Raw genomic sequence first — 19,898 nt, 5'->3', positions numbered from 1 at the left:
GTTGCCATTAACTGCGGCACATAATCCTCCAATACTCGAAAGGGCTAACTCGATAGTTCGCTTGCGAGGTGCGGCTTGACTGAGCAACGTCATTTTACCGGACAATTGCCCTTTAACCCCGTCCGGGTCTGCCTCAGATCAGCCGGCGAGGGATGATATTCCGCTCGTTGGCTCGATTGGGTGGCATCAGCTGCTCGGAGCCTTTCGTGTGGTCCTTTGCTGTTGCGGCACTGTTCCTGGCGCTGTTGGTGTTTGGTGCGGTCGGGTTTATCATTGTCAGCTTCGACTTTCCCGATGAACCGCGAGCTTAAGCTTCGCTCTTTCAGACGGCGCGCCATGGGTCGGTCCGGCGAATGGCGCGAACGATGGCGCGGATAGCGCCGCTACTCCTCGTCCTTCTTCCGCAGCAGATCCGTCGCGAGGTCCGACAGTTTTGGCGGCGGCAGCGCCGCGAACGGCAGCGGCCGCGTCACGTCGATCGCGGCCAGACCCAGCCGCGCGGTCAGCAATCCGTTCAGCACACCTTCGCCAAGCCGCTGAGACAGCTTTGCCGCAATCCCATGGCCCAGCATCTGCTGCACCAGGCTGTCGCTCGCGGCCATGCCGCCGGTGATGGCGAGATGGGCGATCACGTGGCGGAGCAGGCGGATCATGCCGAGCGCGCCGGGGCGGCCGCCATAGAGAAAAGCGAGCTGACGGATCAGGCGCAACGCGGCCACGAACACGAACAATACGTCGATCGCCGCGCGCGGCGAAACTGCGGTCACGATCGAGACCTTTTGTGCGGCCGACGACACCAGCCGCCGCGCTTCCGCGTCCAGCGGCGACATCAGTTCGCGCTCGGCAAGCCGGATCATGTCGGCGCCGTCGATGATATCGCCGGTGTGGCTTTCCAGCGTGGCGCGCGCGCGGGCGAGCTGCGGGTTCTGGTGCGCGATCTTCAGCAGGTCCTGCACGATCACGCGGCTCTCCTTGCGATCGTCGCTGGCAAGGACCGCGGCGGCGCGCGCATGCAGCTTCTCGATGGTTGCAAGGCGCGCCAGCCCGAAGGCCTCGCGCCCGATCACCACCGCGAGCGCCAGTGCGGTGACGAAGGCGAATGCGAGGCCGACGAAGCCGAGCGTTTCGCTGCGCGCAAACAGATCCTCGATCAGACGGACCACGCCGAGCCCGGTGCCGAGCAGCGTCAGCCCGCCGAGCCCGGACCAGAACAGCGTGCCCCAGGGAAAGCCGCGCCGCGCCGGAAGCGCGGCCTCGATCGGCACCGGCAATGCCTGCGGATCGTGCTCCGGCGTGATCTGGATCGTGGCGCGTCCGAGCCGGCTGGTCTCGTCGGCTTCGGTGACGACGACGCCGGGATCGTCGAGCCGGAACGTCGCCGGCCGCCGCGGCTTGGATCGATCGTTCATGACAGCTTGTCTCCGATCAGGAACTGCAGGGCACGGTCGAGGCGGATGTGTGGCAGCGCCGGCTCGTCATTGCCCTCGCGTTCGAGCTTTGGCGGACGGAAGCGCAGGAAGCGAAAATCGCTCTTCTCGGCGGCCTCGGTCGCGAGGCCCCGGAACGCGCCGGTGCCGTTGAACAGCGGCTCGGGGTCCTGCGGCAGGTCACCCGGAAAGGTCGCAACCTCCGTGTTGCCGTCAAAGAACTCGCCGCCGGCGCTTTCGCCGGCCGCTGGCGTTCCCAGGATCGACGGCAATTTGTCGCGGCCATGCGCGACCTGGGCCTCGCGCGTGGCGCGAACTGCGGCGAGCGCCACCACGTCGATCTCCGCGCCGGTATCTTCCGCGCGCACCACCGCGCGGGTGACGGCGCGGCGCAGCACCGCCTCGAGCCGGTCGTGACTGGAATGATGCAGATGGTCCGCCTTGGTCGCCGCGAACAGGATGCGGTCGATACGCGGCCGGAACAGGCTGGAGAGGAACGTGCTGCGGCCGATGCGGAAGCAGTCGAGAATTCCGGCAAGCGCGGCTTCGAGATCGTGCAGCGCTTCGGGGCCGGAGTTGAACGCCGCGAGCGCATCGGCCAGTACGATCTGGCGATCGAGCCGGGCAAAATGATCATGGAAGAACGGCCGCACCACGACGTCCTTGTAGGCCTCGAAGCGGCGGACCATCATCGCCCACAGCGAGCCGTCCGGTGCCTGGCCGCCCACAGGCACGTCGAGCGGCGCAAAAGTCAGCGCCGGCGTGTCGGCGAGATTGCCGGGCATCAGGAAGCGGCCGGGCGGCAGCAGGCTCATCGCGAAGCGCTCGTCGCGGCAGGCGCGCAAATAGCCGGTGAAGAGCTTTGCCGCCGTCAGCGTCGCCTGCTCGTCCTCGCGCGCCTCGGGCTTGAGCGTCGCGAGATGCGCGTGCCAATCCCCCGCAAGATGCGCGCGCGGCGCCTCGCGCGACAGCGCGAGGCTTTCGGCTGACCATTGCTCATAGCTCTTCTGGAGCAGCGGCAGGTCGAGCAACCACTCGCCGGGATAATCGACGATGTCGAGCGTCAATGTGCGATCGGCGCCGTTCTGGCGCTGATAGTCGATGACGAGCCTGAGTTCGCTGATGTCGACGGTCGAGTTCGGCCAGCGCCGCTCCTCGAGCAGCGCGCGCAAATGGTTCTCATAGGCGAAGCGCGGCACGGCGTCGTCCGGCTGCGGCGCCAGATGCGCCCGCGCGATCCGGCCCGAGGCATAGGCCTCGAACACCGGAAAGCGGCCGCCACGGGTGAGGCCGTGGATCAGCGCGGTAATGAATACGGTCTTACCGGCCCGTGACAGGCCGGTGACCCCGAGACGCACCGTCGGGTTGAAGAAGTGCTCACCATAGTCGATCAGCGCCCTGGCCGACAGCCGCGCTTCTTCGACCATATCCTGGAAACTGAATGCCATATGAACGTGATTGATCTCGGGGCGGGCGGAACAGTGAAGCCGTTCACAAAAGTGGCAATTGCGTAGGGAAAATCAAGCTTCATACTTCCACCGCCTTTGTCGGCAAATCAGCCGTTTGAACGATGCGCCGATCGCGAAAGACCCTACAAGAGGGCATTGTCTTAGCCTTGCGGATTGCCATGACCGTCTTCCAGCTGAAACAGCTTGCATCCACCTCCGTCCACGCCGCGGCCGACGCGATCGGCTGGAACTACGACCGTGCCGAATTGATCGCGGACGGCGTGATCCACGCGATCGGCGTGTTCTGCGGCATCGTCGCCGCCACGGTCCTGGTGGTGCTGACGGCGGTTTATGCCGACGCCACCAACATCGTCGGGGTCTCGATCTATGTCGCCGGCCTGCTCTCGATGCTGGTGCTGTCGGCGACCTATAATCTCTGGCCGGTCTCGCCGGCCAAATGGCTGCTGCGGCGATTCGACCATTGCGCGATCTATCTGCTGATCGCGGCGACCTATACGCCGTTCATCCTCGAGGTGAGGGACAGTGTGTTCGCGCTGGTGCTGCTCGGTGGCGTCTGGTGCGTCGCGATCCTGGGTATCGTGCTGAAACTTCTCTACCCCGGCCGGTTCGACCGCGTCGCAGTCGGAATCTATCTCGCGATGGGCTGGAGCGGCGTGATGGTCTACGACGCCGTGGTCAAGGCGCTGCCTGCGCTGGTGCTGGGCTTCATCCTTGCGGGCGGCCTGCTCTACAGCTTTGGCGTGATCTTCCATGCCTGGCGGCGGCTGCGCTTCCAGAATGCGATCTGGCACGGCTTTGTCTTGGCCGGCGCGGCGTGCCATTATACCGCGGTGCTCGACCTCGTGTTGAGCTGAGCAAGATCCGCGAAGCGGAATAAGCGAAGCGGTATAAGATAGCGAAGCGCTATCCGAAAAGAGAAGCGCTACAAGACAAAGAGGAGACGTCGCATGCAGGTGACCGGCAAGGTCGTGGTCGTCACGGGCGGCGCAAACGGCATCGGCAAGGCGCTGTGCGAGGCCTTCCACAAGGCGGGTGCCGCCAAGGTCGTCGTCGCGGACATGGACGCCGCCAATGCAAGAGCCGTCGCCGCCACGGTGGATGGCGCGGCCTTCAGATGCGACGTCGCGCAGGAAAAAGAGATCGCCCACGTCATCGAGGAGACCGAACGGCAGTTCGGCCCGATCGAATTGTTCTGCTCCAATGCCGGCATCGGCGGCGGCTTCGATCCGATGTCGGTCAATGCCGGCGGCGCCTCCGACGAGCCGTGGCAGCGGAGCTGGGCGATCCATGTCATGGCCCATGTCTATGCGGCTCGGTATCTCATTCCCCGCATGAAGGCGCGCGGCGGCGGATATTTTCTCAATACGATTTCGGCGGCAGGTCTGCTGTCGCAGGTCGGAAGCCCCGCTTACTCCACCACCAAGCACGCCGCGGTCGGCTTTGCCGAAAACCTCGCGATCTCGCACAAGGCCCACAACATCAAGGTGTCGATCCTCTGCCCGCAGGGCGTCGACACCAACATGCTGCGCTCGATCCCGAAGGGCCCGCAATCCGGCGACGGCGATCTCACGCCGGAGCAGGTCGCGAAAGACGTGCTCGCCGGCCTCGAGCAGGAGACGTTCCTGATCCTGCCGCACCCCCAGGTGCTCGGTTACATGCGCAAGAAGACCGAGAATTACGACCGCTGGATCGGCGGCATGGCCAAGATCCAGGCCAAGATGCGGGAGGAGTTCGGGAAGTAGGGTAGGCTGGTGCCACCCGCACCGCTGTCATTCCCCGCGGAAACGGGGCATCCAGTACGCCGCGGCCTGTCGAGGAATCACAGCCGTCTCTGGAATACTGGATCGCCCGCCTTCGCGGGCGATGACACTGAGAATACGGCTACGCCGCCGACTCCCCCTCATCCTCCATGCGGCTCTGCCGCAGCGCCCGGGCATAGAGCATCATGCCCTCGCGCACCGTGCGCTGCTCGGCCTCTGTCAGCGCGGCCAGCGCGCCGCGCACCTGCTGGCGTCCGAACGCGTGCAGCGCCTCCAGCGTGCGCCGGCCCTTCGCCGTCAGCGACAAGAGCTTGCTGCGCGCGTCGGCTTCATCAGGCGTCTCCCGCAGCTCGCCGCAATCGACCAGCTTGCGCACCAGGCGGCTGACGCTGGATTTCTCCAGCCGCAGGAAATCGCCGAGGTCGCCTGAGTTCATCGGGCCGCGGATGCCGATCTCCAAAATGGTGTGCACCGCCGAGGGCGGATAGTCCGAGGCCGCCACCGTCGCATCCATGAAGCCGAGCTCCCGCACCATCAATCGCGAGGCGGCGCGGATGTCGTCGATCAGCGCAAGCTCGGCCATCTTGACTCCCGGCATATAGTTGTATCATACAACTATATGCGCGCAACGTCGCGCGCAAGCGTTTTGGAGTGAGCCATGAGCGGAACTGTGCCGGCCGGGATGCGGATGAGAGGCAAGGTCTGCCTCGTCACGGGCGGCGGCAGCGGCATCGGCCGCGCCACGGCGCTGCGGATGGCCTCGGAAGGTGCGGAGGCGATTGTTGTCGCGGGACGGCGGGAGGCCGAAATCAAGGACACCGCCGCAGCGTGCCGGGAGCTCGGCGCTGACGCGATCGCGATCCAAACCGACATCACGCAAGAGGATGACGTCGAACGGCTGGTTCGCACGGCGGTCGAGCGCTGCGGCCGGCTCGATGTCGCCTTCAACAATGCCGGATTCCAGGAGCGCCGCGCGCCGCTGGAAGAGCAGGGCACGGAGATCTACGACACGGTGTTCGACACCAATGTCCGTGCGCTGTTCCTGTGCCTGCGCCATCAACTGCCGGCGATGCTGGCGCAGGGCCGCGGCAGCATCGTCGTCAACGCCTCCGTCAGCGGCGTGCGCAATCCCAATCCCGGCTTCTCGCTCTACTCGGCCTCGAAGGCGGCGGCGATCTCGCTGACACGCTCGGCCGCGATGGAGAACGCCCCGCGCGGCATCCGCATCAACGCCATCGCGCCCGGCCGCGTCGTCACCGACATGATGCTGCGCGCCGGCGTCGGCGATGTCGCAACCGTCAGTGCGGGCCTGCCGCTGCGGCGGATGGGGAGCCCGGAGGAAGTGGCGGAGGCCGTGGTGTGGCTGTCGTCCGACGCGTCGTCGTATGTCGTTGGCCACGTGCTCGCGGCGGACGGGGGATTTTTGGCGTCGTGATGTCGTAGTCGTAGTTCGTAGCCCGGATGGAGCGCAGCGTAATCCGGGTCGACTCGCTTGTGCCACGATTCCCGGATTTCGCTTCGCTCCATCCGGGCTACGCGCCCCCCTAATGCTTCTGCCCGTACAGCACCGGCACCGCCGAATCCACGACGACCTCGACGAGGCTCGTCCCCTCGAACGCCATTCCGCGCTTGAGCGCCTCGCCCAGCTCCGCGGCCTTGCTCACCCGCACCGCATGGCAGCCCATGCCCTCGGCGAGCCTGACGAAATCGATCCCCGGCAGCTCCAGCCCCGGCACGTTCCTCACCTGCATCACCTGGCTGAACGAGCGCATCGCGCCGTAGCCGGAATTGTTGATGACGACGATGGTCAGCGGCAGTTTTCGTTGCGCGGCGGTCCACAGCGCCTGGATCGAATACATCGCCGAGCCGTCGCCGATCAGGCACACCGTCCGCTGCTTCGGCTTGCCGAGCGCCATGCCGACCCCCGCGGGCAGGGAGTAACCGAGGCCACCGCTCGCCATGGTGTAGAAACTGTCCTGGCCGCGCATCGGCATGAACTTCTGCATCGCCGGTCGGTGCGAGGGCACTTCCTCGACCAGCGACGCGTCATCCGGCATCGCCTGCGACAGCGAATGCAGCAAAAATTCGACCGGCAGCGGGTCGGCGGCCTGCGGCGCCGACGGCAGCGTGCGGCCTTTCGGCGTCGCGCGTTTGCTCTCCGGCAGCAAGTCGAGCAGCAGGCTCAGCGCCGGCTTCATGGTCGCGATGATGCTGGTGCCGACCGGCGTCACCGCCGCCGCGTCCGGATCGTCGGTGATCTGAAAAATCGTCGCGCCGCCATCGAAGATCGCGGCATGGCCTTCGACATGGAAGGTGAACACCGGCGCGCCGATGACGACGACGAGATCGTGCTCGCGCAGCGCATCGGACAGCTGCGCCGGCGAGGCGTGCAGGAACCCCGCGAATTGCGGATGACGCTCGGGGAACGAGCAGCGCGCGGAGAACGGGCTGACCCAGACGCTGGCCTTGGCTTTCTCGGCCACGCGCACCATCAAATCGACCGCGCCGGCGCGGTCGATGCCGGGGCCGACCACGAGGGCAGGGTGTTTTGCTGAGCCGAGCGCGGCGACGAGCGCCTTCATCGCGTCCGGCTCGGGCCCGATCTCGCGGCTGACCTTGCGCGCCTCGACCGGTGCGGTCGCATGCGCCCAGTCGTCGATCGGGATCGACACGAAGGTCGGCCCGCAGGGCGGCTGCATCGCGGTGTAATAGGCCCGCGCGATCGCGGCCGGAACGTCCTCGGGCCGGGCCGGCTCGACGCTGTATTTGACGTAAGGCCGCGGGAATTCCGAGGCGCGCTCGGCATAGAGGAACGCCTGCAAGGGCAGGATCGAGCGCGCCTGCTGGCCCGCGGTGATCACGAGCGGCGTCTGGTTGCGGTGCGCGGTGTAGATATTGCCGAGCGCGTTGCCGACGCCGGCCGCCGAATGCAGATTGACGAAGCCGGCATTGCGCGTCGCCTGCGCGTAACCATCGGCCATGCCGACGGCGGAGGCTTCCTGCAGCGCCAGCACGTAGTCGATGTCATCAGGCCAGTCGCTCAGGAACGGCAGTTCGGTCGAACCGGGGTTGCCGAACACCCTGTCGATGCCCAGCGAGCGCAGCAGATCGAGCGTCGCCTGCTTCACGGTGACGGACTTGCTGCCGCTCTTGCCGTTCTTGGACATGGTTTCCGTCCCCTGTAAATTCCTCATCCTGAGGAGCGCGGAACGCGCGTCTCGAAGGATGAAGGCCCGGCTGGTGGCCTCGCCCTTCGAGACGCGCGCGAAGGGGCGCGCTCCTCAGGGTGAGGGTCTAATAGCGGTGCCTACCACACCGCCGCGCCCTTCATCGTCGGCTGTCCCTCCGCATTCGCGGTCCACAGCTCCATTCCCGCCTCGGTCTCGTTGGCGTTGATGGAGAACTCGGTGCCCTCGAACAGCGGCTGCACGCCGCGATAGGTGAATTTCTTCGGTGCCTTGCCGTCGTGCAGCTTCGCCGCCATCTCCACGATCAGCGACGCCTGCAGCGGCCCATGGAAGATCAGGCCCGGATAGCCCTCGACCTTGGTGACGTAGTCACGGTCGTAATGGATGCGGTGACCGTTGAAGGTCAGCGCGGAATAACGAAACAGCAGCACGGGATCGGACACATGCGTCTCGCGGTGCTGCGCCTTCGGCGGCGGGGGCGGGGCCTTGGCGCCGGCGGGCGCGCTGCTCGTCATCTCGCGATAGACGATGTCCTGCCGCTCGCGGATGGCAATGCCCCGCGGCGAGGAGATGCTGTGCTCGACCGAGACGAAGCACAGCGTGCCGGTCGTGCCCGATTTCACCTGCACGTCGGCGATGCGCGAGGTCCGCGTCGATTCATCGCCGACGCGCAGCGGCTGCAGGAATTCGATCTCGCCGCCGGCCCACATCCGGCGCGGCAACGGCACCGGCGGCAGGAAGCCGCCGCGGGTCGGATGGCCGTCGGGGCCGAGCATCGACATCGGAAACACCGGCTGCGCCAGGCACCAATGCACCGTGAACGGCGCGGCATCGCCCGCTTTGGGCTCGCCGACCTCCTGGAACAGGGTCGCGCGCAGGCCCTTCACGAGCTGCGCGGTGACGATGTCGGTGGCCTCGGTGCTGCGGCCGATCCATTGCCGCAAGTGGTCGATGTCGAGCTTCTCGGTCATGACGCCTCGCTCTTGTTATGACTTCCTGGCCGGCCGCTCGCCGATGGCGGGCACAGCGCCGTAAGCGCGGGTCTCGCCGACGATGATCGGCGCCGGCGCGGGATAGCTGACACGTCCCTGCGGCGTGTCGACCTCGATGCGGCGCAGATGCGGATGATTGGTGAGGTCGGCCATGGTGTTGACCTCGGCAAAGGCGATGTCGGCGTCCGACAGCCGCTTCAACAGCTCGTCGCGCGTCATCTTGCCGAAGATATCTGCGACCGTCGTGTCGGTGAAATCGCGGTTGCGCACGCGCTCGACCATGTTGGCGACGCGCGGATCGGCCGGCAAATCGGGCTGGTCTAGCACCTTGACGCAGAGCGTCTTCCACTCGCGCTCGCTCTGGATCGAGATCAGGATGTCCTTGCCGTCCTTCGAGGTGAACACGCCGTAGGGCGCGATCGAGGGATGGCGCAGGCCCATCCGCTTCGGCGGATTGCCGGCTTCGGAATTGAGCAGCGGCACGGTGCACCAGTCGGCCATCACGTCGAACATGGAGATGCGGATGTCACAGCCCTTGCCGGTGCGCCCGCGCGCGATCAGCGCTTCCAGGATCGCCGCATGCGCGGTGGCGCCGGTCGCGACGTCGACGATCGACATGCCGACTCGCGAGGCTCCATCAGGGTTGCCGGTGATCGAGGCAAGGCCGCTCTCGGCCTGGATCAGCAGGTCATAGGCCTTGCGGTGGGCGTAGGGGCCTTCGTCGCCATAGCCGGTGATCGTGCACGAGATCAGCTTCGGATAGTCCTTCAGCAGCCGTTCGCGCGAAAAGCCGAGCTTGTCCATCGAGCCCGGCTTGAGATTCTGGATCAGCACGTCCGCGCTCGCGATCAGTTTCTCGAGCTCGGCGCAGCCTTCTTTCATTGCGAGATCGACCACCGCCGATTGCTTGCCGCGGTTGAGCCACACGAAATAGCTGCTCTGGCCCTTGGCCGCCGCGTCATAGCCGCGAGCGAAATCGCCTTCGGGCCGCTCGATCTTGATCACCTCCGCGCCGGCGTCTGCCAGCCGCGACGAGCAGAACGGCGCCGCGACCGCCTGCTCGACCGCAATCACCCTGATCCCGTCCAATGCTCCCATGACGCGACCTCAGTACGAGCGGGGCATGCCGAGCACGTGCTCGGCGACGTAGGACAGCACGAGGTTGGTCGAGATCGGCGCCACCTGGTAGAGCCGCGTCTCGCGGAATTTGCGCTCGACGTCGTATTCCTCGGCGAAGCCGAAGCCGCCATGGGTCTGGATGCAGGCGTTTGCCGCTTCCCACGACGCATCGGCCGCCAGCATCTTGGCCATGTTGGCCTCCGCGCCGCAGTCGAGCCCGGCCTCGTATTTGCGCGTCGCTTCCTTCACCATCAGCTCGGCCGCGCGCATCGAGGCGTAGGCCTTGGCGATCGGAAACTGAATGCCCTGGTTCTGGCCGATCGGCCGGCCGAACACCGCGCGCTCCTTGGCGTAGTTCGTGGCCTTGGCGATGAACCATTTGGCGTCGCCGACGCATTCGGCGGCGATCAGGATGCGCTCGGCATTCATGCCGGAGAGGATGTAGCGGAACCCCTTGCCTTCCTCGCCGATCAGATTCTCCGCCGGCACCTTCATGTCGGTAAAGAACACTTCGGTGGTGGCGTGGTTCATCATGGTGCGGATCGGGCGGATCTCGAGGCCGTTGTTCTTGGCCTCGCGCATGTCGACGATGAACACCGAAAGACCATCGGTGCGCTTCTTGCTCTGCTCCTTCGGCGTAGTGCGCGCCAGCAGCACCATCAGGTCGGAATGCTCGGCCCGGCTGGTCCAGATCTTCTGGCCGTTGACGATGTAGCTGTCGTTGCCTTCCTTGCGCGCAAAGGTCTTCAGCGAGGAGGTGTCGGTGCCGCTGGTCGGCTCGGTGACGCCGAACGCCTGAAGCCGCAATTCGCCGCTTGCGATCTTCGGCAGATATTTTGCCTTCTGCTCGTCGTTGCCGTGCCGCAGCACCGTACCCATCGTGTACATCTGGGCGTGGCAGCCGCCGCCGTTGCAGCCAGCGCGCTGGATCTCCTCGAGGATCGCAGCCGCGGCGGAAAGCTTCAGGCCCGCGCCGCCATATTCCTCGGGGATCAGCACCGAGAGATAGCCGGCCTGCGTCAGCGCATCGACGAAGGCCTTGGGATAGGCCATCTCGCGATCGAGCTTGCGCCAGTACTCGCCGGGAAACTGCGCGCACAGCTTCGCGACGGCTTCGCGGATGTCGGCGTGATCTTCGGTGTGGTGTTCTTCACTCATGGCGTTTCCCGTATCTAGCGGCAGTCAAGATAACGCCGGCCGATCCTCTGGCGTTGTGAAAACATCGCCAGCCCCCTATGCTCATTTGCTATAGCGTATGAAGTAGCCTTCGAGGATTGGCAAGCATGGATTTCCGGCAGCTCAGGACCTTCAGTTGCGTGGCGGAGCTCGGCAGTCTCTCCAAGGCCTCCGACACGTTGCGCGTGGCGCAGCCGGCGCTCTCTAGGCAGATCAAGCTGCTGGAACACGAGCTGCGCACCGAATTGTTCACGCGCAATGGCCGCGGCATGGTGCTGACGGAAGCCGGCCGTCTCCTGCTGGCACGCACCTCCGGCATCGTGCGGCAGATCGACCAGATCCGCGACGACATCCAGTCGACCAAGGGGCCGCCGTCCGGCCAGGTCGTGCTCGGCCTGGTTCCGACCGTGAGTTGCGTGCTGTCGGCGCGCTTTGCGCGCCGCTGCGTCGAAAAATTTCCCGGCATTTCGCTGCGCATCGTCGAGAGCTACAGCGGCCATCTCGTCGAATGGCTGCATCGCGGCGAGATGGATCTGGCCATTCTCTACGGCCGCTCCGCCGATCTGCATCTCAACGTGGAGAGCCTTGGCCGCGACAACATCGTCGCGGTTGGCCCGCGCGGCTGCGGCCTCGCGCGCAAGAAGAGCGTCGATGTCGGCTGGCTGCTGCGCCAGCGGCTGGTGCTGCCCAGTCATTCCCACGGTCTCCGCGCGCTGATCGAGCACGCCGCCGCCCAGCGCAAGATCAAGCTCAACGTCCAGCTCGAGGCGGATTCCTTCCGCGTGCTGACGAGCCTCGTCGAGGAAGGCCTCGGCTTCGCGCTGCTGCCGCCCTCGTCGGTCCACGGTGAGGTCGCCGACGGACGGCTGGAGACCGCGCCCGTATCCAAGCCGATGACGCGCGAACTCATTTTCGCCTCTCCGATCGACCGCCCGGGCTCAACGGCGTCGCTCGCCATCACGACGCTATTGCGCGAGGAAGTCGCGGCCTGCCGCAAGGAAGGCCTGTGGGACATCAAGTTGAGTTGAGGGCCAGTGCTGAATTCTCAGGAGAATTTAGGACACAAGCCCGCAGCTGGCCCTTCGCATATTGAGCGAGCTGTCATGCCGGAATTTTATAGCCGGCCGCGCGCTCCTCGAGCGTTAGGAGCACACTCTTCGTCCTACACTCGGTGTCATTGCCCGCGAAGGCGAGCAATCCAGTATTCCAGAGACGGCGCGGCTAGAATCGAGGAGCCGCGGCGTACTGGATGCCCCGCCTGCGCGGGGCATGACAGCAGAGATTGGCGAGGCCGCTTGCCTTAAGGTAGTCCCTAGAGCACGCCTACCCCGGAATCCTCACCGGCAACGACTCATATCCCTTGATGAAGCTCGAATAGATCCGCTTGGGCTCGCCGACCACCTCGATGCGGTCGAAGCGCTTCAGCATCTCCTCCCACACGATCCGCAGCTGCAGCTCGGCGAGGCGCATGCCGACGCAGCGGTGGATGCCGAAGCCGAAGGAGAGGTGGGTGCGCGGCCGCGGGCGGTCGATGATGAAGTCGTTTGGCTTCTCGAACATCTCCTCGTCGCGGTTGCCCGAGACGTACCACATCACGACGCGGTCGCCTTTCTTGATATGCTTGCCGCCGATTTCGGTGTCGGCAAGCGCGGTACGCCGCATATGCGCCAGCGGCGTCTGCCAGCGGATCACCTCGGGCACCATGGAGTCGATCAGCTCCGGATTGGCGCGCAGCTTGTCGAACTGGTCCGGGTTCTCGCTCAGCGCCAGCACCGAGCCGCTCATGGTGTTGCGCGTGGTGTCGTTGCCGCCGACGATGAGCAGGATGATGTTGCCCATGAGATTGTCGGGGTCCATGAAGCGCGTCGCATCATTATGTGCCATCAGCGACAGCAAATCGTTGCGCGGCGCGGAGTTGACGCGTTCGTTCCAGAGCTTGGACATGTAGGCGTAGCATTCGTCCATCTCGCGGCGGCGCTCTTCGGCCGAGGCGACGATGCCGCTCTTGGGCAGGGCGGTCGCGACATCGGACCAGCGCGTCAGCTTGCGGCGTTCTTCCCAGGGGAAGTCGAACAGGGTCGCCAGCATCTGCGTCGTCAGCTCGATCGAGACGCGTTCGACGAAATTGAAGGTCTCGTTGCGGGGTAGATTGTCGAGCACGGTCTGCGAGCGCTGGCGGATCAGTTTTGCCAGCTCGTCCAGATGCGTCGGCGTGAACATCGGCGACACCGTCTTGCGCTGCGCCGAGTGCTGCGGCTGGTCCATCGCGATGAAGCTCGGCCAGTCATAGCCCTGCGGCACGTCGCGGATCCCGATGCCGCCGAGCGTCGAGTCCGAGGAGAAGATGCCGTGACTGGTGTCGACATGCATGATGTCGTTGTACTTCACCACCGACCAGTACGGCTCGATCGGCGCATTGGTGCAGTAGTGCACCGGCTCTTCCTTGCGCAGCCGCTCGAACCACGGCCACAAGGTGTCGTCCTGGAACAGCCTGGGTGCGCCGGGGTGGAATTGCGCCAGCGGCGTCGCATAGGCCTCCTCGCGGGCCCTGCGCATGCGTTCGGCGTTGTCGGTTTTGACCGGAGTCTGGATGTTCATGGTAGTAGCTCCAGTGTTTCTCTTTCTCCCCGCAAGCGGGGAGAGGGAGTGATCTCACGCCGTGATCTTCACCGGCAAGGTTTCAAGTCCCTTTACGAAACTCGAATAGACCCGTTTGGGTTCGCCGACCACGTCGATATGGTCGAAGCGCTTGAGGATCTCTTCCCAGATAATCTTGAGCTGAAGTTCGGCAAGCCGCAAGCCGACGCAACGGTGAATGCCGAAGCCGAAAGAGAGGTGCGTACGCGGGCGGGCGCGGTCGATGATGAAATCGTAGGGCTTTTCGATCGCTTCCTCGTCGCGGTTGCCCGAGACGTACCACATCACGACCTTGTCACCTTGCTTGATCTGCTTGCCGCGGAACTCGAAGTCGGCAAGCGCGGTGCGCCGCATATGCGCCAGCGGCGTCTGCCAGCGGATCACCTCCGGCACGAAACTGTCGAGCAGGCCGGGGTTCTCGCGCAGCTTGCGATACTGCTCCGGATGCTGGCTCAGCGCGTAGATCGATCCCGACATCGTGTTGCGGGTGGTGTCGTTGCCGCCGACGATCAAAAGGATGAGATTGCCGAGGAAGTTTTTTGCATCCATGTCGCGCGTCGCGGCACCATGCGCCATCATCGAGAGCAGGTCACTCTTCGGCGGCTGCTCGATGCGCTCCTTCCACAGCCGCGCGAAATAGCCCGCACATTCGGTCAGCTCGGCCTGCCGTTCGTCTTCGGTGGCGACGAGGCCGTCGGGGCCGGGAATGGTGGTCGCGATATCGGACCAGCGCGTCAGCTTGCGGCGGTCCTCCCAGGGAAAGTCGAACAGCACCGCGAGCATCTGCGTGGTGAGCTCGATCGAGACACGATCGACCCAGTCGAACACCTGGCCCACGGGCAGATTGTCGAGGCACTCGGCGGAGCGCTCGCGGATGCTGAGCGCGAGATTGTCCAGATGCGTCGGTGTGAACATCGGCGCCACGGTCTTGCGCTGCGCCGCGTGGCGCGGCGGATCCATCGAGATGAAACTCTCGCGGCGCAGGTCCGGGTCGATGTCGCGGATGGTGATGCCGCCGAGCGCGGAGGCCGAGGAGAACACCGAATGGTTGGTCTCGATCTCCATGATGTCGTTGTAGCGCGTCACCGACCAGTACGGCCCGAACATCGAGTCCTTGCAATAGTGCACGGGATCTTCGCGGCGCAGCCGATCGAAATACGGCCAGAACGTATCGGTCCTGAACAACTCGGGATCGCCCGGATCGAACTGCTCCAGCGGCAGTGACGTGGCGCGCGCGCGTAGCTCGTCGAGCTTCGCCGCGCTCTCGATGGTCCCATGCATGACCGCTCTCCCTGACATGAACCGCGCGTTCTCGTTGAATTCTGCGCTGCGGTATTTGATTTGCAATTACAGCCGGTTGTCTGCGTCGGAACAAGGGAGACTTTTGCCACATCCAACCTTTGCGAGAGGTGGCTAGATGCGTAGCCCGGATGGAGCGGAGCGAAATCCGGGATTCGGGCCGCCATTGGCGCTGTCCCGGATGACGCGGAGCCTGTCATCGGGCTACGGATCAGCAACCGTCACGCAGATGTGTCAACGTGATCTCCCGCACCCCCGCGCCTGCGGAATCATGCGAGAAATCGAGGTAAATCGAACCCAGCCATCTTGGGGATCGACCAAATCTCTGATCTATAGTTTGACCGTATCAGGTCCGCACCCCGAGGTTGCCGCCGTGAACGACATGCAATGGGCCCCCATCGGCTCCGAACCCTTACCCCCGCCGCTGCCGCCCACGCGGGTCGACTTCACCGGCAACCGCTCCGAGTTCCGCAAATTGGTCACCAAGGGTGCCATGCTTGAGCTCGTCACCTTCGGCTTCTACCGGTTCTGGCTGGTCACCGACATCCGCCGTCATTTGTGGACGAACACCGCGGTCGACGGCGATGCGGCCGAATACACCGGCCGGGCCAAGGAGCTGCTGGTCGGCTTCCTGTTCGCGCTCGCGATCCTGGTGCCGATCTACCTCGCTTATTTTCTCATCGGCATCGAGTTCGAGCGCTGGCAGGGCTTTGCCTCGACGCCGCTGTTCATCAGCTTCTACGCCTTCGGACAGTTCGCGATTTTTCGCGCGCGGCGCTATCGCCTGACGCGCACGGTCTGGCGCGGCGTCCGGTTCTGGATGGACGGCTCGGGCTGGGCCTATTCGTTCCGGGCCATGGCGTGGGGCCTGCTGGTGTTCCTCACCCTCGGCCTGGCGCTGCCCTGGCGCGAGGCGTCGCTCGAACGCTACAAGATGCGGCACACCCATTACGGCGATCTCTCCGGCGACTTCGAAGGCGACGGCTGGACCTTCTTCAAGCGCGGCTGGTGGCTGTGGCTCTTGAGCCCGATCGCACTCGTGATCTTCCCGCTCGCCCCGTTCTTCTATGCCGAGTTCAAGGCGCGTGAATGGCGCTGGTGGCTCGACGGCATCCGCATCGGCGGTGTCAGCCTGTCCTCGGAGTTGCCGCACAACGCGTTCTACGGCCTGTACTGGAAAGTGATCGGCTGGTGGATGCTGCTTTCGACCGTTTTCGCCGCCTATATGGGCGGTGGCGCCTTACTCGTCGTCCAGCTAAGTGGCGTTCCGGCTGATCAGGTCTTCGGCCCCGGAAATGCCGGCAAGAGCATCCCGATGCTGGTCATGATGGTGATCGGCTATTTCGCCGTGGCGCTAGCGATCAACATCGTCATGCGGGTCTATCTGCAGCGCGATCTCTGGGCCAAGGTGCTGGAAACCGTCGAGGTGCACAACATCGGGGCCGCGGCGGATGTACGCGGCAGCGGTGAGCTTGCCAGCGCGCTCGGCGAAGGCTTTGCCGATGGGCTCGATGTCGCGGGATTCTGATCTGTGAGTGAGTTGTCCACCGAGGTTCCGGCGCAGTCCGCCAAGCCGACGATATTCTTCGACGGCGTGTCGAGCCGCAGGCGGGAGGTGTCGCTGGCGCTCGGTGACGCGCTCGACATCGTCGAGGAGGGCGGAGCGCCGGTTCGCTGGACCTATGCCGACATTCGCCGCGCCGACAGTCCGGCCGGGATATTGCGCCTGGCCTCGACATCCGCGCCGCCGCTGGCGCGGCTTGAAATTCGCGACGCCGCGCTCGCCGCCGACGTGACCGCCCGCTGCATGCGTCTCGACGAGCACCAGACGTCGCGCCGCGGTGTCGCAAAGATCGTCGGCTGGTCGGTGGCCGCCGCCGTCTCCATCGTTTGCGTCGTGCTGTTCGGTGTGCCGCTCGCTGCCGACCGGCTAGCGCCGCTGGTGCCCAAGCCGATCGAACGGCGCATTGGCGACGCCTCCGAAGTCCAGGTGAAAACCATCTTCGGCCGCAAGGCGTGCGAAGACCCCGCGGGCAAAGCCGCGTTCACAAAACTGGTCAATCGTCTGCGCGATGCCGCCGGCCTCGACGACGATTCCATGACGGCCGGTGTACTGCCGACCTCGGTGCCGAATGCATTCGCGCTGCCCGGCGGCAAGGTGTACGTGCTGAGGGGCCTGGTCGACAAGGCCGAAAACCCCGACGAACTCGCCGGCATCCTTGCCCATGAGCTCGGCCATCTCAAGCATTACGACAACATGCGCGGGCTGATCTACAACGGCGGCACATCGTTCCTGATCGGCCTGTTGTTCGGCGACGTCACCGGCTCGAGCGCCGTGATCTTCGCCTCGCGCAGCGTGGTCGAAGCCTCCTATTCGCGCGAGGCCGAGACCGCCGCGGATACGTTTGCGATCGAGATCATGCACAAGCTCGGCCGCTCGCCGAAACCCGCGGCCGAACTGATGTTCCGCATCACCGGCAAGGAAGGCGGCTCCGGCCTCACCACGATCCTGGCGAGCCACCCGCTCACCGAAGACCGCCTCGCACGCATGACGAAGGAAGATCGTCCCGCCAGCGGCCCGCCGCTGCTGACGGACAAGGAATGGCAGTCGCTCAAGCTGATTTGCGGCAGCGGGAAGATCTAGAGCGTTTTCGAGCGAAGTGGCGACCGGTTCGCGTGAAGAAAACGCGTCAAAAAAAGAGCTCCGCGCCTACCGCGTCCCGTAAGCGCGGTCGCCGGCATCGCCGAGGCCCGGCAGGATAAAGCCGTTCTCGTCGAGACCTTCGTCCACTGCAGCCGTCCAGATCGGAACGTCGGGATGCAGTCCGCGCAGCCGTTCGAGCCCTTCAGGGGCCGCGATCAGGCAGGCGAGACGGATGTCCCTGGCGCCGCGCTCCTTCAGCCGGTCGATTGCGGCGACGGCCGTGTTGGCGGTCGCGACCACCGGGGTCACCACGATCGCGAGGCGCTCGCTGAGGTCGGACGGCGATTTGAAGAAATACTCGACCGCGGCAAAACTGTGCGGCTCGCGGTAGAGGCCGATATGGGCGACGCGCGCGGTCGGCACCAGATCCATCATGCCGTCGACGAAGGTCGTGCCGGCGCGCAGCATCGGCACGAATACCAGCTTCTTGCCGGCGATCTTGGCCGAATGCATCGTCGCCAGCGGCGTCTCGATGACGGTATCGGCGAGCGGCAGATCCCGCGTGATCTCGTAGCACAGCAGCATGCCGATCTCCTTGATCAGCTCGCGGAAGGACTTGGTCGAGATGGACTTGTCCCGCACCAGCGTCAGCTTGTGCTGCACCAGCGGATGATCGACGATCGTGACGCCTTCCATGAAACGCTCCTAACGAAATGCACTTGGGTGAAACGCGACGGGCCGTTGCTTCTTCCCTTCTCCCCCTGTGGGAGAAGGTGGCATAGGCGGCCCTTGGGCCGCCGTTCTTAAGAACGCCGATGCCCCGCATCGGCTACGGCGCCGGATGAGGGGTCTCTCTCCACGAACTCCAATGAGAGATGCCCTCGCGGAGACAACCCCTCACCCGGCTTCGCTTTCGCGAAGCCACCCTCTCCCACAGGGGGAGAGGGTTTAGAAAACCGTGCCGTCGCTGATCACCTTGAGCGGCGGCGCGCCGTCCGGCCGGCGCGCGAAGGCGATGGCGCGGCCGGCGGCCCAGCTGCCACCTTCGAGAATGCTCGCGAGGGGCAAGGTCTCGGGCGTGCGGCCGAGCCTGGCGCGGATGCTGCCCGCAAGCCGGTCGAGCAGCGCGACGGTGAGCGCGCGCCATTCTACGACGAGCAGGGAATCCACCGCATGCGCGCGCTCGGCATCGGCGGCGTCGCGCAGGCGCAGCACCTCGTGATCGACGAACAGGCCGCCATTGCGGTATTCGGCGAGGCCGGTGAGGCCGTCGATGTCGGTGACGTCAAAGCCGGCGCGCTGCAGCGGTTCGATCAGCGAATAGCTCAGCCATTGCGACAGCTTGTGCAGGGGTACGAGGCCTGCCGTTCCGTCGTCCGCCCCGATCGCCGGATGACGCCAGCAATCGCCGAGCGGAATCCCGGCGAGCTCGAGCCGTGACGGCCAGATCGGTCCAAGCTGGTTCAGCACTGCGGACAGGATGGCGGGCGCGGCGACCGCGCCCCCCACGGCCTGTGCCGCGATGTGATCGAACAGGCCGCCTGGCCGCGGCGTATCGTGCAGGCCGAAGATGTCCGCGCGCTCGGCAACCAGCTTGCCCAGACGTCGCAGCAGATCAGTGCGTCCGTCGAGACCGAGCAGCGGATTGGCATCGCTCGCCTGAAAGGCGGAGGTGAGGGAGGCGAGCGGTAGTTTCGCCAGCACGTCTGCATCGGCCCTGAACGGCGCACGCGCATCGCCGGAGAACAGGCCGCCTGCAAACATGTCGAGGCTTGCGATGGCAAGCCCCTCCGATCGGCCGATACTTTCGCCGGTCACAGCGTCGCGATAGCGCCACGTGGCTCCCGCACCTGCGTCGAGCAGCACGCTGACAATGGCGAGGTCGAACTCGGCGCGCGCACGTGCCGCGCGATCCGGCCACGATGCGACGTTGGCAAGCCTCGCCCAGCGATCGACGCCGCCGAGCACGAAATGCCGCCAGCGGGCATGGAAGGGAATCTCCAGCGTCGGATAGGCCTTGCGCGTGACCGCGATCACGGCCTCCGCGACGCCGTCCATGCGGTCGAGGTCGATCGTGAAGTGCCGGAGCCCGCCGGCGAGGCCGATCTCGAGCATTTTTGCGGCACGCGCGCGAACCGCTCCTGCGCTGAGCAGGGAGCGGGCCTGTTGTTCCAAAGCCTCCGCCAT

Annotated in this window: 17 protein-coding genes; 6 read left to right on the top strand and 11 right to left on the bottom strand. The window is 65.3% G+C overall.

Annotated features, from left to right (window positions below):
- Positions 1-383: 383 nt before the first annotated feature.
- Both AB7290_RS36205 and AB7290_RS36200 read right to left on the bottom strand, forming a co-directional pair.
- On the bottom strand, positions 384-1,409 hold the full coding sequence (locus AB7290_RS36205; RefSeq protein ID WP_085399827.1) for a YcjF family protein: 1,026 nt from the start codon (positions 1,407-1,409) through the stop codon (positions 384-386).
- Positions 1,406-2,875 carry a YcjX family protein gene (locus AB7290_RS36200; RefSeq protein WP_085399828.1) on the bottom strand — a complete coding sequence of 490 codons (1,470 nt, stop codon included), beginning with the start codon at positions 2,873-2,875 and terminating at the stop codon, positions 1,406-1,408. Before AB7290_RS36200 ends, AB7290_RS36205 begins: the two co-directional genes overlap by 4 nt.
- Before the next feature lie 179 nt (positions 2,876-3,054).
- On the opposite strand from AB7290_RS36200, the gene trhA reads away from it, so the two are divergent.
- Together trhA and AB7290_RS36190 are read left to right on the top strand one after the other, a co-directional pair.
- On the top strand, positions 3,055-3,750 hold the full coding sequence (trhA, locus tag AB7290_RS36195; RefSeq protein ID WP_028151267.1) for a PAQR family membrane homeostasis protein TrhA: 696 nt from the start codon (positions 3,055-3,057) through the stop codon (positions 3,748-3,750).
- Between the two features lie 93 nt (positions 3,751-3,843).
- Entirely contained in the window at positions 3,844-4,638 is a 795-nt protein-coding gene (locus AB7290_RS36190; RefSeq protein WP_085399829.1) for an SDR family oxidoreductase, read from the top strand.
- Positions 4,639-4,777: 139 nt separating this feature from the next.
- Here AB7290_RS36190 and AB7290_RS36185 read toward each other — a convergent pair whose 3' ends face one another.
- Positions 4,778-5,239 carry a MarR family winged helix-turn-helix transcriptional regulator gene (locus tag AB7290_RS36185; protein ID WP_085399839.1) on the bottom strand — a complete coding sequence of 154 codons (462 nt, stop codon included), beginning with the start codon at positions 5,237-5,239 and terminating at the stop codon, positions 4,778-4,780.
- Positions 5,240-5,314: 75 nt separating this feature from the next.
- Here AB7290_RS36185 and AB7290_RS36180 point away from each other — a divergent pair, with 75 nt between their 5' ends.
- Positions 5,315-6,091 carry an SDR family NAD(P)-dependent oxidoreductase gene (locus AB7290_RS36180; RefSeq protein ID WP_063985429.1) on the top strand — a complete coding sequence of 259 codons (777 nt, stop codon included), beginning with the start codon at positions 5,315-5,317 and terminating at the stop codon, positions 6,089-6,091.
- A gap of 109 nt (positions 6,092-6,200) precedes the next feature.
- Here the strand turns inward: AB7290_RS36180 and mdlC are convergent, their stop codons facing one another.
- The 4 genes from mdlC to AB7290_RS36160 form a co-directional block, all read right to left on the bottom strand.
- Entirely contained in the window at positions 6,201-7,823 is a 1,623-nt protein-coding gene (mdlC, locus tag AB7290_RS36175) for a benzoylformate decarboxylase (protein WP_085399830.1), read from the bottom strand.
- A 140-nt stretch (positions 7,824-7,963) separates the two neighbouring features.
- The gene (locus AB7290_RS36170) at positions 7,964-8,815 is read right to left on the bottom strand and encodes an FAS1-like dehydratase domain-containing protein (RefSeq protein WP_085399831.1); all 852 of its coding nucleotides are present in this window, start codon (positions 8,813-8,815) and stop codon (positions 7,964-7,966) included.
- Positions 8,816-8,830: 15 nt separating this feature from the next.
- Positions 8,831-9,934 (bottom strand): CaiB/BaiF CoA transferase family protein, encoded by a 1,104-nt coding sequence (locus tag AB7290_RS36165; protein WP_085399832.1) that lies wholly within the window; start codon positions 9,932-9,934, stop codon positions 8,831-8,833.
- Between the two features lie 9 nt (positions 9,935-9,943).
- Complete coding sequence (locus tag AB7290_RS36160; protein WP_063985425.1) at positions 9,944-11,113, bottom strand: acyl-CoA dehydrogenase family protein; 1,170 nt, start codon at positions 11,111-11,113, stop codon at positions 9,944-9,946.
- Positions 11,114-11,238: 125 nt separating this feature from the next.
- On the opposite strand from AB7290_RS36160, the gene AB7290_RS36155 reads away from it, so the two are divergent.
- Positions 11,239-12,159 carry a LysR substrate-binding domain-containing protein gene (locus AB7290_RS36155; protein WP_085399833.1) on the top strand — a complete coding sequence of 307 codons (921 nt, stop codon included), beginning with the start codon at positions 11,239-11,241 and terminating at the stop codon, positions 12,157-12,159.
- Positions 12,160-12,454: 295 nt separating this feature from the next.
- Here the strand turns inward: AB7290_RS36155 and AB7290_RS36150 are convergent, their stop codons facing one another.
- Both AB7290_RS36150 and AB7290_RS36145 read right to left on the bottom strand, forming a co-directional pair.
- A complete protein-coding gene (locus tag AB7290_RS36150) occupies positions 12,455-13,729 on the bottom strand; it encodes a cytochrome P450 (RefSeq protein WP_063985423.1) in 1,275 nt (424 codons plus the stop codon).
- 54 nt (positions 13,730-13,783) lie between these two features.
- Positions 13,784-15,049 (bottom strand): cytochrome P450, encoded by a 1,266-nt coding sequence (locus tag AB7290_RS36145; protein ID WP_085399840.1) that lies wholly within the window; start codon positions 15,047-15,049, stop codon positions 13,784-13,786.
- A 400-nt stretch (positions 15,050-15,449) separates the two neighbouring features.
- On the opposite strand from AB7290_RS36145, the gene AB7290_RS36140 reads away from it, so the two are divergent.
- Together AB7290_RS36140 and AB7290_RS36135 are read left to right on the top strand one after the other, a co-directional pair.
- Positions 15,450-16,595: a YjgN family protein gene (locus tag AB7290_RS36140; RefSeq protein WP_193560897.1), complete on the top strand. Its 1,146-nt coding sequence runs from the start codon at positions 15,450-15,452 to the stop codon at positions 16,593-16,595.
- A gap of 3 nt (positions 16,596-16,598) precedes the next feature.
- Positions 16,599-17,711: a M48 family metallopeptidase gene (locus tag AB7290_RS36135; RefSeq protein ID WP_063985420.1), complete on the top strand. Its 1,113-nt coding sequence runs from the start codon at positions 16,599-16,601 to the stop codon at positions 17,709-17,711.
- A 66-nt stretch (positions 17,712-17,777) separates the two neighbouring features.
- On the opposite strand, the gene upp is transcribed toward AB7290_RS36135, so the two are convergent.
- Entirely contained in the window at positions 17,778-18,407 is a 630-nt protein-coding gene (upp, locus tag AB7290_RS36130) for a uracil phosphoribosyltransferase (RefSeq protein ID WP_014492299.1), read from the bottom strand.
- Positions 18,408-18,659: 252 nt separating this feature from the next.
- The gene (locus AB7290_RS36125) at positions 18,660-19,898 is read right to left on the bottom strand and encodes a URC4/urg3 family protein (protein WP_085399835.1); all 1,239 of its coding nucleotides are present in this window, start codon (positions 19,896-19,898) and stop codon (positions 18,660-18,662) included.

The sequence above is a fragment of the Bradyrhizobium sp. 613_E4_N2_2 genome (assembly GCF_052075995.1).
Taxonomy (GTDB): Bacteria; Pseudomonadota; Alphaproteobacteria; order Rhizobiales; family Xanthobacteraceae; genus Bradyrhizobium; species Bradyrhizobium barranii.
Note: the sequence above shows the minus strand (reverse complement) of the source record. Positions and strands in the feature narration are given on the sequence as shown.

Excerpts from the sequence above, each read along its gene's own strand:
- mdlC (WP_085399830.1), bottom strand. The coding sequence starts at position 7,823 with ATGTCCAAGAACGGCAAGAGCGGCAGCAAGTCCGTCACCGTGAAGCAG.
- AB7290_RS36200 (WP_085399828.1), bottom strand. The coding sequence starts at position 2,875 with ATGGCATTCAGTTTCCAGGATATGGTCGAAGAAGCGCGGCTGTCGGCC.
- AB7290_RS36145 (WP_085399840.1), bottom strand. The coding sequence starts at position 15,049 with ATGCATGGGACCATCGAGAGCGCGGCGAAGCTCGACGAGCTACGCGCG.
- AB7290_RS36125 (WP_085399835.1), bottom strand. The coding sequence starts at position 19,898 with ATGGCGGAGGCTTTGGAACAACAGGCCCGCTCCCTGCTCAGCGCAGGA.
- AB7290_RS36190 (WP_085399829.1), top strand. The coding sequence starts at position 3,844 with ATGCAGGTGACCGGCAAGGTCGTGGTCGTCACGGGCGGCGCAAACGGC.
- AB7290_RS36160 (WP_063985425.1), bottom strand. The coding sequence starts at position 11,113 with ATGAGTGAAGAACACCACACCGAAGATCACGCCGACATCCGCGAAGCC.
- AB7290_RS36165 (WP_085399832.1), bottom strand. The coding sequence starts at position 9,934 with ATGGGAGCATTGGACGGGATCAGGGTGATTGCGGTCGAGCAGGCGGTC.
- AB7290_RS36205 (WP_085399827.1), bottom strand. The coding sequence starts at position 1,409 with ATGAACGATCGATCCAAGCCGCGGCGGCCGGCGACGTTCCGGCTCGAC.
- AB7290_RS36140 (WP_193560897.1), top strand. The coding sequence starts at position 15,450 with ATGCAATGGGCCCCCATCGGCTCCGAACCCTTACCCCCGCCGCTGCCG.
- upp (WP_014492299.1), bottom strand. The coding sequence starts at position 18,407 with ATGGAAGGCGTCACGATCGTCGATCATCCGCTGGTGCAGCACAAGCTG.
- AB7290_RS36150 (WP_063985423.1), bottom strand. The coding sequence starts at position 13,729 with ATGAACATCCAGACTCCGGTCAAAACCGACAACGCCGAACGCATGCGC.
- trhA (WP_028151267.1), top strand. The coding sequence starts at position 3,055 with ATGACCGTCTTCCAGCTGAAACAGCTTGCATCCACCTCCGTCCACGCC.
- AB7290_RS36170 (WP_085399831.1), bottom strand. The coding sequence starts at position 8,815 with ATGACCGAGAAGCTCGACATCGACCACTTGCGGCAATGGATCGGCCGC.
- AB7290_RS36185 (WP_085399839.1), bottom strand. The coding sequence starts at position 5,239 with ATGGCCGAGCTTGCGCTGATCGACGACATCCGCGCCGCCTCGCGATTG.
- AB7290_RS36155 (WP_085399833.1), top strand. The coding sequence starts at position 11,239 with ATGGATTTCCGGCAGCTCAGGACCTTCAGTTGCGTGGCGGAGCTCGGC.
- AB7290_RS36180 (WP_063985429.1), top strand. The coding sequence starts at position 5,315 with ATGAGCGGAACTGTGCCGGCCGGGATGCGGATGAGAGGCAAGGTCTGC.